12 protein-coding genes are annotated in these 15,969 nt (G+C 73.0%); 7 read left to right on the top strand and 5 right to left on the bottom strand.

Annotation, left to right across the window (positions count from 1 at the left end):
• Positions 1 to 39 precede the first annotated feature (39 nt).
• A complete protein-coding gene (locus tag AMK25_RS19355) occupies positions 40 to 258 on the bottom strand; it encodes a hypothetical protein (RefSeq protein WP_073829738.1) in 219 nt (72 codons plus the stop codon).
• A gap of 545 nt (positions 259 to 803) precedes the next feature.
• On the opposite strand from AMK25_RS19355, the gene glgX reads away from it, so the two are divergent.
• Genes glgX through treZ form a run of 3 tightly spaced genes read left to right on the top strand, consistent with a single transcriptional unit; the run spans position 804 to position 6,958 of the window.
• A complete protein-coding gene (gene glgX / locus AMK25_RS19350) occupies positions 804 to 2,924 on the top strand; it encodes a glycogen debranching protein GlgX (RefSeq protein ID WP_073829737.1) in 2,121 nt (706 codons plus the stop codon).
• 3 nt (positions 2,925 to 2,927) lie between these two features.
• On the top strand, positions 2,928 to 5,228 hold the full coding sequence (gene treY, locus AMK25_RS19345) for a malto-oligosyltrehalose synthase (RefSeq protein WP_073829736.1): 2,301 nt from the start codon (positions 2,928 to 2,930) through the stop codon (positions 5,226 to 5,228).
• A complete protein-coding gene (treZ, locus tag AMK25_RS19340) occupies positions 5,225 to 6,958 on the top strand; it encodes a malto-oligosyltrehalose trehalohydrolase (RefSeq protein WP_073829735.1) in 1,734 nt (577 codons plus the stop codon). The genes treY and treZ overlap by 4 nt, the downstream gene beginning before the upstream one ends.
• Before the next feature lie 4 nt (positions 6,959 to 6,962).
• Here the strand turns inward: treZ and AMK25_RS19335 are convergent, their stop codons facing one another.
• A complete protein-coding gene (locus AMK25_RS19335; protein ID WP_073829734.1) occupies positions 6,963 to 9,779 on the bottom strand; it encodes an AfsR/SARP family transcriptional regulator in 2,817 nt (938 codons plus the stop codon).
• 121 nt (positions 9,780 to 9,900) lie between these two features.
• Complete coding sequence (locus AMK25_RS19330) at positions 9,901 to 10,518, bottom strand: calcium-binding protein (RefSeq protein WP_073829733.1); 618 nt, start codon at positions 10,516 to 10,518, stop codon at positions 9,901 to 9,903.
• A 227-nt stretch (positions 10,519 to 10,745) separates the two neighbouring features.
• Here AMK25_RS19330 and AMK25_RS19325 point away from each other — a divergent pair, with 227 nt between their 5' ends.
• Complete coding sequence (locus tag AMK25_RS19325) at positions 10,746 to 11,393, top strand: maleylpyruvate isomerase family mycothiol-dependent enzyme (protein WP_073829732.1); 648 nt, start codon at positions 10,746 to 10,748, stop codon at positions 11,391 to 11,393.
• A 24-nt stretch (positions 11,394 to 11,417) separates the two neighbouring features.
• Here the strand turns inward: AMK25_RS19325 and map are convergent, their stop codons facing one another.
• A complete protein-coding gene (gene map / locus AMK25_RS19320) occupies positions 11,418 to 12,191 on the bottom strand; it encodes a type I methionyl aminopeptidase (protein WP_073829731.1) in 774 nt (257 codons plus the stop codon).
• Positions 12,192 to 12,257: 66 nt separating this feature from the next.
• Here map and AMK25_RS19315 point away from each other — a divergent pair, with 66 nt between their 5' ends.
• The 3 genes from AMK25_RS19315 (at position 12,258) to bla (ending at position 14,297) form a co-directional block, all read left to right on the top strand.
• Positions 12,258 to 12,548 (top strand): helix-turn-helix domain-containing protein, encoded by a 291-nt coding sequence (locus tag AMK25_RS19315; protein ID WP_073829730.1) that lies wholly within the window; start codon positions 12,258 to 12,260, stop codon positions 12,546 to 12,548.
• Between the two features lie 49 nt (positions 12,549 to 12,597).
• Positions 12,598 to 13,206, top strand: a complete 609-nt coding sequence (locus tag AMK25_RS19310) for a DUF6518 family protein (RefSeq protein ID WP_073829729.1) — start codon at positions 12,598 to 12,600, stop codon at positions 13,204 to 13,206.
• 179 nt (positions 13,207 to 13,385) lie between these two features.
• Positions 13,386 to 14,297, top strand: coding sequence for a class A beta-lactamase (gene bla / locus AMK25_RS19305; protein WP_073830034.1), 912 nt, complete (start codon positions 13,386 to 13,388; stop codon positions 14,295 to 14,297).
• Positions 14,298 to 14,310: 13 nt separating this feature from the next.
• Here the strand turns inward: bla and AMK25_RS19300 are convergent, their stop codons facing one another.
• On the bottom strand, positions 14,311 to 15,789 hold the full coding sequence (locus tag AMK25_RS19300; RefSeq protein WP_073830035.1) for a glutamate--cysteine ligase: 1,479 nt from the start codon (positions 15,787 to 15,789) through the stop codon (positions 14,311 to 14,313).
• Between the last annotated feature and the right edge of the window lie 180 nt (positions 15,790 to 15,969).

Here is a 15,969-nt window from a genome sequence, read left to right as displayed (position 1 = left end):
GGACGGAGCCGCCGGCGATCGCCGGCGGCTCCGCGATGATCAGTGGCAGTTGACGCAGCACCACTGGATCGGCCGGCCCTGGCACGCGGCGCCGCCGCAGGAGCCCTTGCCCATGGCGGACGGGTCGGTCAGCGTGATCCCGCCGGCCGTCGGCATGGCGTAGAGCCCTGCCGACGCCTCGTCACCGGCGCCCGACCAGGAGACCGCAGTGGTGTCCAGGTCGGACAGGTCGATCGACGCGTTCCTGCTTTCACCCATCGATTCATCCTCTTTTCGGATCGATGTGGACAGTGGAACGAAGCGTAGGCCGGACCTGGCGGGATTGGCGCCGCGCTGATGTAACGGGGAGATAAAGCGAGGCGGAACCGTCAATTCGCGCAGGTGACGGCCGGTCAGGAACGGAAAGGTTCCGGGCGGTGACGCGGCGTAGTTCCGGATCCACTATTCGAGAAGCTCCAGTTCAGGCGGGGTTGAACGGTGAATCGCTGCATCAATTGCCCCCTTTTCTGATCGTGTGAAGTCGATGTAACGAGAAGATAAAGTGGGGGAGGGGCGTCTATGAATGCGGGTGACCCTCTATTGTGAAGTGACCTGCCTATTCCGTCGGGCCCGGCTATGAAATGCCGGGACGGGTGAGCCCGACCGTCGCAGGGTGCCCGAAACGTGACACCCGGCCCCACGAGGGCGGATTTCGGTTACCGTCCGAACGGGTGGATTGACGAGGCGTACGACGGGGCATCACCGGCGTGCGCATCGGCGGCCCCCTGTCCGCTGCGCTCACGATCATGGGCCGAAGGAGCGACATGCAGGTCTGGCCGGGCGAGAGCTACCCCCTCGGCGCCACGTACGACGGGATGGGGACCAACTTCGCGATCTTCTCCGAGGTGGCGGAGAAGGTCGAGCTCTGCCTGTTCGACGAGTGGGACATCGGCACCGAGCGCCGGGTGGAGCTGCGCGAGGTCGACGCGTACGTCTGGCACGCCTACATCCCCGGCGTCGAGCCCGGCCAGCGGTACGGCTACCGGGTGCACGGCCCGTGGAACCCGGCCGAGGGGCTGCGCTGCAACCCGCACAAGCTGCTGCTCGACCCGTACGCGAAGGCGGTCGACGGGGAGGTCACCTGGCACCCGTCGGTCTACGACTACGAGGTCGGCGGCGACCCGGACCGGATGAACACCGAGGACTCGGCGCCGTACATGCCGAAGTCGGTGGTGGTGAACCCGTACTTCGACTGGGGCAACGACCGGCCGCCGCGCACCCCGTACCACCACTCGGTGATCTACGAGGCGCACGTGCGCGGGCTGACCATGCGCCACCCGGGCATCCCGGAGGAGCTGCGCGGCACGTACGCGGCGATCGCCTCGCCGGTGATGATCGAGCACTTCAAGCGGCTCGGCGTGACGGCGGTGGAGCTGATGCCGGTGCACGAGTTCGTGCACGACCACCGCCTGACCGACCTGGGGCTGCGCAACTACTGGGGCTACAACTCCATCGGCTTCTTCGCCCCGCACCACGGCTACTCCGCGCTGGGTCGCCTGGGCCAGCAGGTGCAGGAGTTCCGGGGCATGGTCAAGGCGCTGCACGCCGCCGGCATCGAGGTCATCCTCGACGTGGTCTACAACCACACCGCCGAGGGCAACCACCTCGGGCCGTCGCTGAGCTTCAAGGGCATCGACACGCCCAGCTACTACCGCCTCTCCGAGGAGGATCGGCGTTACTTCGTCGACTACACCGGCACCGGCAACAGCCTCAACGTGCGCAGCCCGCACTCACTCCAGCTGATCATGGATTCGCTGCGTTACTGGGTCACCGAGATGCACGTCGACGGCTTCCGGTTCGACCTGGCGGCCACGCTGGCCCGCGAGTTCTACGAGGTGGACCGCCTGTCCACGTTCTTCGAGGTGGTGCAGCAGGACCCGGTGGTCGGCCGGGTGAAGCTCATCGCCGAGCCGTGGGACGTCGGCCCCGGCGGCTACCAGGTGGGCAACTTCCCGCCGCAGTGGACCGAGTGGAACGGCAAGTACCGCGACACCGTACGCGACTTCTGGCGCGGGGAGCCGGCCACGCTCGCCGAGTTCGCCTCCCGCATCTCCGGCTCGGCCGACCTCTACCAGGACGACGGCCGCCGCCCGTTCCACAGCATCAACTTCGTCACCTGCCACGACGGGTTCACGCTCACCGACCTGGTCTCCTACAACGACAAGCACAACGACGCAAACGGCGAGGACAACCGGGACGGGGAGAGCCACAACCGGTCCTGGAACTGCGGCGTCGAGGGGGAGACCGACGACCCGGGCGTACGCGCGCTGCGGGCCCGGCAGCGGCGCAACTTCCTGGCCACGCTGATGCTGTCCCAGGGCGTGCCGATGCTCGGCCACGGCGACGAGCTGGGCCGCACTCAGCGCGGCAACAACAACGCCTACTGCCAGGACAGCGAACTCGCCTGGGTCGACTGGGACCGGGCCGACACCGAGCTGCTGGACTTCGTCCGCCGGCTCACCGAGTTCCGCAACCGGCACCAGGTGTTCCGCCGCCGCCGGTTCTTCACCGGCCTGCCGGTGGGCGGCCGGGCCGCCGGCTCCGGGCTGCCGGACCTGGCCTGGTACACCCCGGACGGCCGGGAGATGACCGGCGAGGACTGGGGCAACGACTTCGGCCGCTCGGTGGCCCTGTTCGTCAACGGCGACGGCATCGGGGAACGCGGCCAGTACGGCCAGCGCCACCGGGACGACTCGTTCCTGCTGCTGTTCAACGCGCACGACGCGCCGCTGGACTTCACGCTGCCCGGCGAGGAGTTCGGCAGCCGGTGGGAGCTGGTGATCAGCACCGCGGAACCCGATCCGGAGAAGACGACACTGGTCGAGGCGGGCGGCACGGTCTGCGTACCGGACCGCTCGCTGCTGGTCCTGGAGAGGACGGCCTGACCCATGCCCGACACCCCCCGCTCGACCTACCGGGTCCAGGTGCGGCCCGGCTTCGACCTGGACGCCACGGCCGAGCTGGCGGGCTACCTCGCCGCGCTCGGCGTCACCCACCTCTACACCGCGCCCCTGCTCACCGCCACGCCCGGCTCCACGCACGGCTACGACGTGGTCGACCACCGCGCGGTCAACCCGCAGCTCGGCGGCGAGGCCGCCCGGGCGCGGCTGGTCCGGGCGCTGCGCGCGGCCCGGCTGGGCCTGGTCGTGGACATCGTGCCCAACCACGCCGGCGTCGCCCGGCCGGAGGCCAACCCGGCCTGGTGGGACGTGCTGCGGCGGGGACGCGAGTCGGCGTACGCGCGCTGGTTCGACATCGACTGGGACCGCGGGCGGCTGCTGCTGCCGGTGCTCGCCGACAGCGCCGACGCGCTGGACGACCTGAAGCTCGTCGACGGGGAGCTGCGCTACCACGAGCACCGCTTCCCGGTCGCCGACGGCACCGGCGACGGGACGCCCCGGCAGGTGCACGACCGGCAGCACTACGAGCTGGTGAACTGGCGGCGCGGCGACGCCGAGCTGACGTACCGCCGGTTCTTCGCCGTCTCCGACCTGGCCGGCCTGCGGGTGGAGGACCCGGAGGTGTTCGACGCCACCCACGCGGAGATCCTGCGCTGGGTCGACGCGGGGGAGGTCGACGGCATCCGGGTCGACCACCCGGACGGCCTGCGCGACCCGGCGGGCTACCTGGCCCGGTTGCGCGCCGCCGCGCCGGAGCGCTGGCTCGTGGTGGAGAAGATCCTGGAGTACGGCGAGGACCTGCCGGACTGGCCGGTCGACGGCACCACCGGATACGACGCGCTGGCCGCCGTGTCCGGGCTGTTCGTCGACCCGGACGCCGAAGCGGAGTTCACCACGCTGGACGGCCGGCTCACCGGGCGGCACAGGTCCTGGGAGGACCTGACGCACGCCACCAAGCTGGAGGCCGCCACCCGGCTGCTCGCCGCCGAGCTGACCCGGCTGTCCACGCTCGTGCCCGAGCTGCCCGGCGAGCAGGTCCGCGCCGCCCTGGCCGAGCTGGCCGCGTGCTTCCCGGTCTACCGCGGCTATCCACCCTCCGGCGCCCGGCACCTGGCCGCCGCCCGCGCCGAGGCCGGCCGCCGCCGTCCCGACCTGACCGGCGTGCTCGACCAGGTCACCGCGAGGCTGCGCGACCCCGGCCACGAGCTGGCCGCCCGGTTCCCGCAGCTGACCGGCGCGGTGATGGCCAAGGGCGTGGAGGACACCGCGTACTACCGGTGGAGCCGGTTCGTCGCGCTCAACGAGGTCGGCGGCAGCCCGGCCCATTTCGGCGTACCAGCGGCCGAGCTGCACCGCTTCGCCGCCGCCCGGCAGGTGCGCTGGCCGGCGAGCATGACCGCGCTGTCCACCCACGACACCAAGCGCGGCGAGGACGTCCGCGCCCGGCTCGCGGTGCTGTCCGAGCTGCCCGGCCGCTGGGCCGAGCGGGTCGCCGACTGGATGTCCCGCGCGCCGCTGGCCGACCCCGCGCTGGCCCACCTGCTCTGGCAGACCGCCGTCGGGGCCTGGCCGATCGAACGGGAGAGACTGCACGGGTACGCCGAGAAGGCCGCCCGGGAGGCGTCGGTCACCACCAGCTGGGCCGACCCGGACCCGGGCTTCGAGCACGAGCTGCACGCCCTGGTCGACCGGATGTACGACGACCCGGAGCTGCACGCGCAGATCACCGCGTTCGCCGCCGAGATCACCCCGCCCGGCTGGTCCAACGCGCTCGGGCAGAAGCTGGTGCAGCTCGCCATGCCCGGCGTGCCGGACGTCTACCAGGGCACCGAGCTGTGGGAGAACTCGCTCGTCGACCCGGACAACCGGCGTCCGGTCGACTTCGCCGTACGCCGGGACCTGCTGGCCCGGCTCGACGCCGGCTGGCGGCCCGCGGTGGCCGCCGACGGCGCGGCCAAGCTGCTCGTGGTGTCCCGGACGCTGCGGTTGCGCCGTGACCGCCCGGACCTGTTCGGCGGCTACCGGCCGGTGCCGGCGCGCGGCCCGGCCGCGGCGCACGCGGTGGCCTTCGACAGGGGTGGCGCGGTGGCGGTGGCGACCCGGCTGCCGCTGCGGCTGGCCCGCTCCGGCGGCTGGCGGGACACGGTGCTGTCACTTCCCGTTCACGAGCGCACCGACTTGTTCACCGGACGGGTCTACAGTGGTTCTGAGCTGCTCCTCGATGATCTGCTGAGCACCTATCCCGTCGCCCTCCTCGCACCCACCGACTCTGTGGAGGCCGCCGCATGACCGAGTTCACGGTGTGGGCGCCCGAGGCCGCCCGGGTGCGGCTGCGCCTGCCCGGCGCCGACGACCACGCGATGCGTCAGGGCCCGGACGGCTGGTGGCGGGTCGAGGTGCCCGGCACCGGGCCGGGCACCGACTACGCGTTCCTGCTCGACGACGACGAGCAGGCCCTGCCCGACCCCCGCTCGGCCTGGCAGCCGGCCGGGGTGCACGGGCCCAGCCGGCTCTACGACCACGCCGCGTTCGGCTGGACCGACTCCGCCTGGACCGGCCGGCAGCTGCCCGGCAGCGTGCTGTACGAGCTGCACATCGGCACGTTCACCCCGGAGGGCACGTTCGACGGGGCGATCGCCCGGCTCGACCACCTCGTCGACCTCGGCGTGGACATGGTCGAGCTGCTGCCCGTCAACGCGTTCAACGGCGAGTACAACTGGGGCTACGACGGCGTCTGCTGGTTCGCCCCGCACGAGCCGTACGGCGGCCCGGACGGCCTGAAACGGTTCGTCGACGCCGCCCACGCCAAGGGCCTGGGGGTGATCCTCGACGTCGTCTACAACCATTTCGGGCCCTCCGGGGCCTACGCGCCGCGGTTCGCGCCGTACCTCACCGAGCAGAGCAACACCTGGGGCCGCACCGTCAACCTGGACGGCCCGCACTCCGACGGGGTACGCCGCTACATCGCCGACAGCGTGCTGGGCTGGCTGCGCGACTACCACGTCGACGGGCTGCGGCTGGACGCCGTGCACGCCATGCCGGACGGCCGGGCCGTGCACTGGCTGGAGGAGGTCGCCGCCGAGGTGGAGGCGCTGTCCACGCATCTGGGCCGCCCGCTGTCGCTGATCGCCGAGAGCGACCTCAACGACCCGCGCCTGATCACGCCCCGCGAGGCGGGCGGGTACGGCCTGCACGCCCAGTGGAACGACGACGCCCACCACGCGCTGCACACGCTGCTCACCGGCGAACGGCAGGGCTACTACGGCGACTTCGGCTCCCTGGAGTGCCTCACCGACGTGCTGACCGGCGGGTTCTTCCACGCCGGCACCTGGTCCAGCTTCCGGGGCCGCAGCCACGGCCGCCCGGTCGACAGGCAGCGCACGCCCGGCCACCGCTTCGTGGCGTACCTGCAGAACCACGACCAGATCGGCAACCGGGCCACCGGCGACCGGATCTCCGCCACCCTGTCGCCCGGGCTGCTGCGGGTCGGCGCGACGCTGCTGATGACAGCGCCGTTCACGCCGATGCTGTTCATGGGGGAGGAGTGGGCGGCCACCACGCCGTGGCAGTTCTTCACCAGCCATCCCGAGCCGGAACTGGCGACGGCTGTCGCCACCGGCCGCAGACGGGAGTTCGCCGACCACGGCTGGGCCACCGACGACGTGCCGGACCCGCAGGACCCGCAGACGTTCCTGCGGTCCCGGCTGGACTGGGCCGAGCTGGACAAGCCGGAGCACCGCGAGACGTACGACCTCTACCGGCGGCTGATCGCGCTGCGCCGCTCGCGGGCCGACCTGTCCGACCCCCGGTTGGACCGGGTCGACGTCCGTCACGGCGACCGGTTCCTGGTGATGCGGCGCGGCGACACGCTCGTGGTGGCGAACCTGGCCGACCGGGCGCAGCGGATCAACCTGCCCGGGGTGGTACGCCGGGTGCTGCTCGCCACGTCCGAGGGCGTCACGGTGATGCGCGACGGTATCGAGCTGCCGCCGGAGTCGGCCGCGATCGCGGCGCTCTGACGGCTCACCGGTGGAGTTTGCGCCGTACCGCCTCGGCGTCGGCGTGACCGAGCTCCTCGTACAGCGCGAGTGACCGCCGCCAGGCGTCCCGGGCCGCGTCCGCCCGCCCGGCCGCGGCCCACGTGTCGCCGAGGTGGTCCAGCACGATGCCTTCGGCGTGCCGGTCACCGATCTCGGCGAACAGGGCGAGGGCCTGCCGGTAGCAGTCGACGGCCTGCTCGTACTCGCCGAGGTGGTGGTGGGCGAAGCCGATGCTGTCCCACGTGTTCGCCTGCCCGTACGCGCTCCCGGCCTGCTCGGACAGGGCGAGCGCGCGGCGGCAGAAGGTGATCGCGTCGTGGTGCTCGCCGAGCTGCGAGTGGTACCAGCCGATCGCGTTGAGCGCCACCGCCTGCTTGAGCGGGCTCCCGACCCGTTCGTAGAGGGCGAGACTGCGGCGCGCGTGCGGCAGGGCCTCCCGGGGCTGCCGCTGCCGGTCGTGCAGCATGCTGAGGTCGAAGTGGGTGTGTGCCCGCCCCTCGTCGTCGCCCAGCGCGGCGAACAGGTCCAGCGCGGCGAGCAGGTTGCGCTGCGCCTCGGCGTGCCGGCCGAGGTTCGAGCAGGCCCCGGCCAGGAGCCGGTGCGCCTGCGCCTGTGCCGGGCGGTCGCCCGAGCGCCCGGTCGCCTCGACCGCCCGGCGGGCCACAGCGGCCCAGTCGTGCCAGTGGCCCTGCCTGTCGAAGTAGGTGGCCAGGGTCCACGAGAGCTGCCCGGTGGCGACGTCGAGGCCGTTTCCGGCGGCGTACTCGATGATCGCGAGGAGCACCTGGTGCTCGCCGGTGAACCAGGCCAGCGCCGCCGCCAGGTCGTCGAGCCGTTCGGCTGTCACCCCCGGCGCGGCGGGCGCCAGGGTCAGCGGGTCGCGCTGCGGGGACAGCAGCAGCGCGGCCGCGTGCGCGGTGTGCAGGTGGTGGTCGACCAGCCGGCGCAACGCGGACCGGGAACCGGCCGGGTCGCCGCTCGCCCTCTCGACGGCGAAGCTCCGGACCAGGTCGTGCATGCGGTACCGGCCGGCGACGTGCTGCTGCACCAGGTGCGCGTCGACCAGCTCGCGCAGCGGCGGGCGCAGCTCGTCCGGCGTACGGGCGGTCAGGCTGGCTGCCGCGGCCCGGCCGATGTCCGGGCCCGGGGCGAGGCCGAGCAGCGCGAACACCTCCGCCGCGGCCGGGGTGAGCGCCGCCAGCGAGCGGGACAGCACCACCCGCAGGTTCGTCGTCACCTCGTCGCCGGCCAGCGCGTCCAGCGGGCTGACCGCTGAGGTCAGCTCGGCCGCTACGGACGACAGGGCCAGTTCGGGGTTGAGCGCGGCGCGGGCCGCCACGATCCCGAGAGCCAGCGGCAGGCCCCCGCAGAACCGCAGGATGTCCGCGACGGCGTCCGGCTGTCCCGCCACCCGCGCGGCGCCCACCTGCCGGACGATCAGCTCGCGGGCCTCGTCGTCGGGCAGCACGTCCAGCGGCAGCGGTCGCGCGCCGTGGGTGGTGACGAGACCGGCCAGCTGCCGTCGGCTGGTCACCAGGACCGCGCTGGTGGGGGTGCCCGGCAGCAGCGGGATCACTGTGGCGGCGTCGCGGGCGTCGTCGAGGACCACCAGCAGCCGGCGTCCGGCGACGAGCGTGCGGTACAGCGACGCCTGGGCCTCCGGATCGGCCGGTACGCGCGCCGGTTCGACGCCGAGCGCCTCGAGGAAGCCGCGCACCGCGTCCGGCCATTTCACCGGGTCCGAGGTCGGGTCGAAGCCGCGCAGGTTGACGTAGAGCTGCCCGTCGGGGAAGCGGCCGGCGTTGGCGTGCGCCCAGCGCAGCGCGAGCCAGGTCTTTCCGACGCCACCGCCGCCGCCGATGGACGAGATCACCACCGGTGACCCGGCACCGTCCGGGTGTCCCGCGTCGGCGAGTTGTTCGTCGAGGCGCGCGAGCTGGGCGGTCCGGCCGGCGAAGACGCCCGGCGACGCGGGCAGTTGCCGGGGCACGGTGCCCGCGTCCTGTGCCGTGCCGGTGGCCGTCGCGCTTGCTTCGTCGCGGCCCGGCGAGTCCGGTGGTGCGATCGCCGCGTCGGCGGTGAGGATCTGCTGGTAGAGCTGCGCCAGCGGCGGGCTGGGGTCGGCGCCGATCTCGGCGGCCAGCCTCCGGCGTAGCCGGTGGAAGTGGTCCAGCGCGTCGGCCTGCCGTCCGCACCGGTACAACGCGAGCATCGCCTGCGCCGCCAGGCGCTCGTCCCACGGGTACCGGCCGCTCAGATCCAGGACGTCGGGAAGGATGCGGGCGTGCGCGCCCCGGCGCAGCGCGATGTCGTTTCGGTCCAGCGCGGCCGCGAGTCGCTGCCGGTCGAGGGTCTGTCGGTAGGCCGCCAGCCACGGCGTGGTCAGCCCGTCGAACGCCTCGCCGCGCCAGAGCCCCAGCGCCCGCTCCAGGCAGCCGATCGCCGTCGCGTCGTCCCCGGCGCGCCGGGCCTGCTCGGTCAGCGCGCGGAAGCGGTGCAGGTCGACGCGGTCCGGGTCGACGGCGAGCAGGTAGCCGGGATGGCGCCGGACGATACGGACGTCGTCCGTGTCGGCCAGCGCCTGCCGGAGTCGCGACAGGTAGCCACGCAGCGTGGCGCCGGCCCCGTCCGGCACCTCGTCGCCCCAGACCCGGCTGATGAGTTGCCCGGTCGCGACGACCCGGTTGGGCTCGACCAGCAGAGCGGCGAGGACGCACTGTTGACGGGCGTGACCGATCCGGACCGCCCGGCCGTCGATCCGGACGTCCAGGTCGCCGAGCACCCGGAACTCCACCGCCACGGACTGTCACGCTAGCCCTGGGTGGTGCTGGTCGGACCGGGCGTGACGACGATCCGACAGGCAGCAGCGCGACGGTCCGCGTTCCCGGTATCCCGGTGCGCGGACCGCCGTGCCGGCGGGATCACGGGCAGTTGATCGGGACATCCAGGGTGGGCCTGACATCGTCGATCACCGCGTCCGGTCCGCAGTTGCCGTCGTCCCAGCCGGGGCCGCCGACCAGGGTGTCCACGCCCTGGTCGCCGTAGAGGTGGTCGTCGTTGCTGCCGCCGTCCACGCGGTCGTTGCCGTCCAGGGCGCTGGGCCCGATGAACCGGTCACCGTGGATGGTGTCGGTGCCGCCGTCACCGTGGAGGTTGTCGTTGCCGAGATCGCCCCAGATGTCGTCGCCGGTCAGGCCGCCGTAGACGATGTCGTCGCCGGTGTTGGCCTTGATGTCGTCGTTGCCGGCGAGGCCGCAGATGATGTCGTCGTAGACGCTTCCGACGATGACGTCGCGAGCGGTCGTGCCGATGATGAACTCCCGGCTGTTGGCGTTGGTGCTGACGTAGCGCCCGCCCACCGGCACGTTCTGCTGGCTGTATCCGGCCGGCACCGGTGCCCCGGAGTAGGGGCCGCAGTCGGCGGGGACGATGTAGGCCGCCGACGCCGGGGTGGCGCCGGCCAGGCCCGCGGCGGCCAGGACGAGCGCCCCGACCACCGAGGCGGTGGTACGGGCGGTGGAGAGGAACTTGTGTGACATGACGCTTCTCCCTTGCGGTTGGTGTGTGCGAGAAGCGTCACCGGCGAGCGTTCAGCGGACGTGCAGCAAACGTGCAGCCCCCGCCCTCAGCGCCGATCTTGGAGTTGTGGCGCCTCGAAGGTCGCCGATGCCAGATTTGCGAACCACCACAACTCCAAGATCGGCGGAGCGGTGAGTTCGTCCTGGGAGCGCGGTCCTACCTCCGACGACCCGACCCTGGAGGTTTCATGTCCGACACGCTGACCCGCCGCGAGCTGTGGGCGCTCGCGCACGCCGAGCGCGCCGCCCTGGCCGACGATCTCGCCGGTCTCGACGCGGCGCAGTGGGCGCGGCGCTCGCTGTGCGGCCGGTGGACGGTGCAGGAGGTGGTCGCGCACCTCACCGCGGCGGCGAGCGTCGGCCGCGCCCGCTGGGTCGCCAGCGTGCTCGGCGCCCGGTTCGACTTCGACCTGCACAACGACCGCCGGCTGGCCGAGCACCGGGGCGCCGACCCGGGGGAGACGCTCGACCGGTTCCGGCGGATCATCGGCAGCACCACGTCGACGTTCGGGCCGACCGAGGCGTGGCTCGGTGAGGTGGTCGTGCACGCCCAGGACATCCGGCGTCCGCTCGGCCTGACCCGGACGCCCCCGGTCGAGGCGGTCACGCCGGTCGCCCGGTTCTACGCCGGGCGGGACTTCACGGTCGCCGGGCGCAGCGCCATCGACGGCCTGCGGGTGGAGGCGACCGACGGGCCGTTCACCGCCGGCGACGGCCCGCTGGTCAGCGGCACCACTGTGGCGCTGATGATGGCGATGGCCGGGCGGGCCGCGTACTGCGACGACCTCGCCGGGCCCGGAGTCCCCAGGCTGCGGGAGCGGTGCGCGCCCGCGTGACCAGGGCCTCGGGTCGGGCCCGGGTCACGACCTCGGCAGCGTCAGGATCTCCGCGCCGTCGTCGGTGATGGCGATGGTGTGCTCGCTGTGCGCGGTACGGCAGCCGGTCGCGCTGCGCAGCGTCCACCCGTCGGCGTCGGTGACCAGCGTGGCGGTGTCCGCCATCACCCACGGCTCCAGCGCCAGCAGCAGCCCGGGGCGCAACTTGTACCCGCGCCCGGGCCGCCCGGTGTTCGACACGTGCGGGTCCTGGTGCATCGTCGACCCGACGCCGTGGCCCCCGAACTCGGTGTTCACCGAGTATCCGGCCGCGGTGAGGACCGATCCGATGGCGTGCGAGAGGTCGCCGACCCGGGCGCCGGGACCGGCGGCGGCGATCCCGGCCTGCAACGCGCGCTCCGTCGCGTCGATCAGCGCGACGCTCTCCGCGGGCCGGGCGTCGCCGACGAGGAAGCTGATCGCGGAGTCGGCCACCACTCCGCCGAGGCTGACGGCCAGGTCGAGGCTCAGCAGGTCGCCGTCGGCGAGCGCGTAGTCGTGCGGCAGCCCGTGCAGCACCGCGTCGTTGACCGAGGTGCAGATGTAGTGGCCGAACGGCCCGCGCCCGAAGGACGGCTCGTAGTCGACGTAGCAGGACTGCGCCCCGGCCTCGACGATCATGCGCTGGGCCTGCCTGTCGATGTCGAGCAGGTTGGTGCCGACAGTGGTCCGGCTGCGCAGCGTCTGAAGGATGTGGGCGACCAGGGCGCCGGTGTCCCGCGCCCGCCGTACGTCGGTGGGGCTCAGGATCTCGATCATGCAGGCGCCTTCCTCGCGCGACCAATAAGTATCCCGGTCATGTTATCCCGGTATTAGAATCTCGGCATGGTCCGGTTGCCCCTCACCCCCGCCGAGGTCGAGCGCGGGCAGCGCCTCGGCGCGCTCCTGCGCCGTGCCCGGGGTGAGCGATCCATGCTGCTCACCGCGCTCGACGCGGGTGTCTCCCCGGAGACGCTCCGGAAGATCGAGTCCGGCCGGGTAGCCACCCCGGCGTTCCCCACCATCGCCGCGATCGCCGACGTCCTCGGCCTCTCCCTCGACGCGGTGTGGTCGGAGATCAACCACTCCGACGACGCGGTGCGTCTCGCGCCGTCCGAGCGGCGCCTCGCCTCGTAGGGCCGCCCTGTCGACGAGGAGAGCATACCGAGTATGTAAGCTCGCATGCATGCCACCCTCGCGTCGCGCCGTCGCGTTTGTCGTACCCGTCGCCGGATTCCTGCTCGGCTTCCTGGACTTCGTCTGGATCAAGCGGGTGCCGTTCCCGTTCGCCGAACTGGGCAACTCCACAGCCACGTGGGCGGTGGCCGCGTTCGCGCTGGGCTGGTGGATCCGGTCGGGCGCGGTACGCGCCGCCGTGGCCGCCAGCGTGTTGCTGATCGTCGCGGTGCCCAGCTACTACCTGGCGGCGACGCTGCTGCAGGGCGACGACCTCGCCGTGATCTGGGCGCTCACCTCGTTCATCTGGATGGCGTTCGGCGTGGTGGCGGGCGTGGCGTTCGGTGTCGCCGGAATCTGGGCGCGCACCGACGGATGGCGGCGCGTCGTGGGGACCGCGCTGCCGGTGGCCGTGTTCGTCGAGGAGGCGCTGCGGTTCGCGCTGAAGTCGCGGTCGGACTATCCCGGCGTGTGGTGGAACGTCGCCATCGACCTCGGGCTCGCCGCGCTGCTCGTGGTGCTGATCGGCCGGTCCGCCCGGGTGCGGCTGCTGGCCGCCGCGGTGGCGCTGCCCCTGGCCGCGGCGGGCGCTGTCACGTTCGCCGCCGTCGCGGGCTGACCTGCCCGCTGGTCGGCGGGCCACCGCGCCGGCCGAGGCGGCGAGCCGCAGGGGCGGCCAAGGCGGCGAGCCACAGCGCCGCCGTGGCGGCGGACCACCGGCCCGGCGGGATCGGCGACAATGATCCGAGAACGGCGTGGTCCGGACGACGGGGGAGGAAACGGGTGATCCGACGGCAGATGCTCGCGGCGGCGATGCTCACGGCGACGGCCCTGGTGGCCGGCTGCACAAGGGACCAGCCCGAAGCCGCGCCGTCCACCAGCGCCCCGACCGCACCCACGCCGAGCGCCACGCCGAGCGCCGAGCCGGTACCCGCGCCGGCCGAGCTGGCGGCGCTGGAGCGGCGCTTCGGCGCCCGCATCGGCGTCTACGCCGTCGACACCGGCACCGGCCGCACCCTCGCCCACCGGGCCGACGAGCGGTTCGCGTACGCCTCGACGTGCAAGGCGCTCGCCGCCGGCGCGGTGCTGGCCGCCACGTCCGACGCCGACCGGGACCGCGTGCTCCGATACCGGCGCGCCGACCTGGTGGCGCACTCACCGGTGACCGAACGGCACGTGGACACCGGGATCACGCTGCGGGACGCCGCCGAGGCGGCGGTGCGGCACAGCGACAACACCGCCGGCAACCTGCTGTTCGACGCGCTCGGCGGCCCGGCCGGCTTCGCACGGGCGCTGCGGGACGCCGGTGACCGGGTCACCCGGCCGGTCCGCACCGAGCCGGAACTCAACGCGGCCACACCCGGCGACACGCGCGACACCAGCACGCCCCGCGCGCTCGTCGGCTCGCTGCGGGCGTACACGCTGGGCGACGCCCTGCCGCCCGCGGACCGTGACCTGCTGCTGGGCTGGATGCGCGCGAGCACCACCGGCAGCGCCCTGGTCCGGGCCGGCACGCCGGCCGGCTGGCAGGTGGCCGACAAGTCGGGCACCGGCGGGTACGGCACCCGCAACGACATCGCCGTGGTATGGCCCCCGGACGGGGCGCCTATCGTGCTCGCCGTCCTGACCAGCCACGACAGCCGCGACGCGAAGCCCGACGACGCCCTGGTCGCCCAGGCCGCGCGGGCGACGGTGACCGCGTTGCGCTGACGGGACGCCCGGCTCAGGGGATGGGCCACTCGTGCACGGGCCGGTTGCTGTGCATCAGATCGACGTAGTGGCGGACCACCTCGCGCAGCGCCGCCGGCCGGTCCAGGTGGTCGGCCGACTCCAGCCGGTGCAGCGTCTCCACCTGCCAGGTCGCGCCGTTGCGGCCGGTCAGGCAACGCTGCTCGACGATGCCGAGCAGCCGGTCCCGTTCCGCCGGGTCCAGGCCCCACCGGTCCAGCCCGTGGTGGGCCAGCGGCAGCAACCGGCGCAGCACCAGCTCGGTCACCGGCAGGTAGCCCAGCCCGGGCCAGTACACCTGCGCGTCGATGCCGTGCCGGGCGCAGGCGTTGAAGTTCTCCTCGGCCGCGCTGAACGACATCTGCGACCACAGCGGCCGGTCGGACTCGGCGAGCGCCCGTACCAGGCCGAAGTAGAACGCGCCGTTGGCGACCGTGTCCAGCACCGTCGGCCCGGCCGGCAGCACCCGGTTCTCCACCCGCAGGTGCGGGCGGCCCTTCAGCACGTCGTAGACCGGCCGGTTCCACCGGTAGATGGTGCCGTTGTGCAGCCGCAGTTCGGCCAGCTTCGGCACCCCGCCGCTGTGCAGCGTGGTCGCCGGGTCCTCCGGGTCGCAGACCGGCAGCAGCGCCGGGAAGTAGCGCACGTTCTCCTCGAACAGGTCGAACACCGAGGTGATCCAGCGTTCCCCGAACCACACCCGCGGGCGTACCCCCTGGGCCTTGATCTCCTCCGCCCGGGTGTCGGTGGCCTGCTGGAACAGCGGCACCCGGGTCTCGCGCCACAGCTCCCGGCCGAAGAACAGCGGGGAGTTCGCGCCGAGCGCCACCTGGATGCCGGCGATCGCCTGGGCGGAGTTCCAGTAGTCGGCGAACTGCGCCGGGCTGACCTGGAGGTGGAACTGGGTGCTGGTGCAGGCCGCCTCCGGCGTGATCGTGTCGGCGGTGGTGGCCAGCCGCTCCACCCCGCTGATCGAGATCGGCAGATCCTCGCCCCGGGCGGCGAAGATCTGCTCGTTCAGCAGCGCGTACCGGGGATTGGCCGACAGCGTCTCGGCGGTCAGGTGCTCCGGGCGCAGCGTCGGCAGGATGCCGACCATCACCATGTGCGCGCCCACCGTGCGGGCCTTGGACTCGGCGGCGTTCAGGCTGGCCCGCACGTGCTCCTCGAACGCGGCGGTGCCGGTGCCGGCGAGCCGTCGCGGCTCGACGTTGATCTCGACGTTGAACTGGCCCAGCTCGGTCTGGAACGCCGGGTCGGCGATCGCCTCCAGCACGTCGGCGTTGCGCATGGCCGGGTCGAAGTCGTCGTCGACCAGGTTCAGCTCGATCTCCAGGCCGGTCATCGGCCGCTCCACGTCGAACCGGGACTCGCGCAGCATCTCGGCGAAGACGTCCAGGCACCGCCGGACCTTCTCGCGATAGCGGGCCCGGTCCTCCCGGCTGAAGGTACGCACGCCGACGTCCTCGCCCATGGTCACCGCCCTGTCACAGTTGGTTCTTCCCAACCTCGCACGGAGTGGCGGGTCAGGAAAGGTCCGCCAGGCCTTTTCTCTACCCCGTGGCGGCCCCGGTGATCCCCGTCGCGGGCCCGCGGGTTCCGTCCGGACGGCCCGGACCGGGCGGCTAGCATGGCCGCCGACGGCGCGAAGGGG

The sequence above is a fragment of the Micromonospora sp. TSRI0369 genome, from assembly GCF_001905625.1.
Classification (GTDB): domain Bacteria; phylum Actinomycetota; class Actinomycetes; order Mycobacteriales; family Micromonosporaceae; genus Micromonospora; species Micromonospora echinospora_A.
The sequence above is the reverse complement of the archived record's forward strand: the minus strand, read 5'-3'. Positions and strand labels throughout refer to the sequence as shown.

Bases quoted from the DNA above. Each gene is read 5' to 3' on its own strand.
- treZ (WP_073829735.1), top strand. From the start codon at position 5,225: ATGACCGAGTTCACGGTGTGGGCGCCCGAGGCCGCCCGGGTGCGGCTG.
- AMK25_RS19300 (WP_073830035.1), bottom strand. From the start codon at position 15,789: ATGGGCGAGGACGTCGGCGTGCGTACCTTCAGCCGGGAGGACCGGGCC.
- AMK25_RS19330 (WP_073829733.1), bottom strand. From the start codon at position 10,518: ATGTCACACAAGTTCCTCTCCACCGCCCGTACCACCGCCTCGGTGGTC.
- AMK25_RS19355 (WP_073829738.1), bottom strand. From the start codon at position 258: ATGGGTGAAAGCAGGAACGCGTCGATCGACCTGTCCGACCTGGACACC.
- AMK25_RS19310 (WP_073829729.1), top strand. From the start codon at position 12,598: ATGCCACCCTCGCGTCGCGCCGTCGCGTTTGTCGTACCCGTCGCCGGA.
- glgX (WP_073829737.1), top strand. From the start codon at position 804: ATGCAGGTCTGGCCGGGCGAGAGCTACCCCCTCGGCGCCACGTACGAC.
- bla (WP_073830034.1), top strand. From the start codon at position 13,386: ATGCTCGCGGCGGCGATGCTCACGGCGACGGCCCTGGTGGCCGGCTGC.
- treY (WP_073829736.1), top strand. From the start codon at position 2,928: ATGCCCGACACCCCCCGCTCGACCTACCGGGTCCAGGTGCGGCCCGGC.
- AMK25_RS19325 (WP_073829732.1), top strand. From the start codon at position 10,746: ATGTCCGACACGCTGACCCGCCGCGAGCTGTGGGCGCTCGCGCACGCC.
- map (WP_073829731.1), bottom strand. From the start codon at position 12,191: ATGATCGAGATCCTGAGCCCCACCGACGTACGGCGGGCGCGGGACACC.
- AMK25_RS19315 (WP_073829730.1), top strand. From the start codon at position 12,258: ATGGTCCGGTTGCCCCTCACCCCCGCCGAGGTCGAGCGCGGGCAGCGC.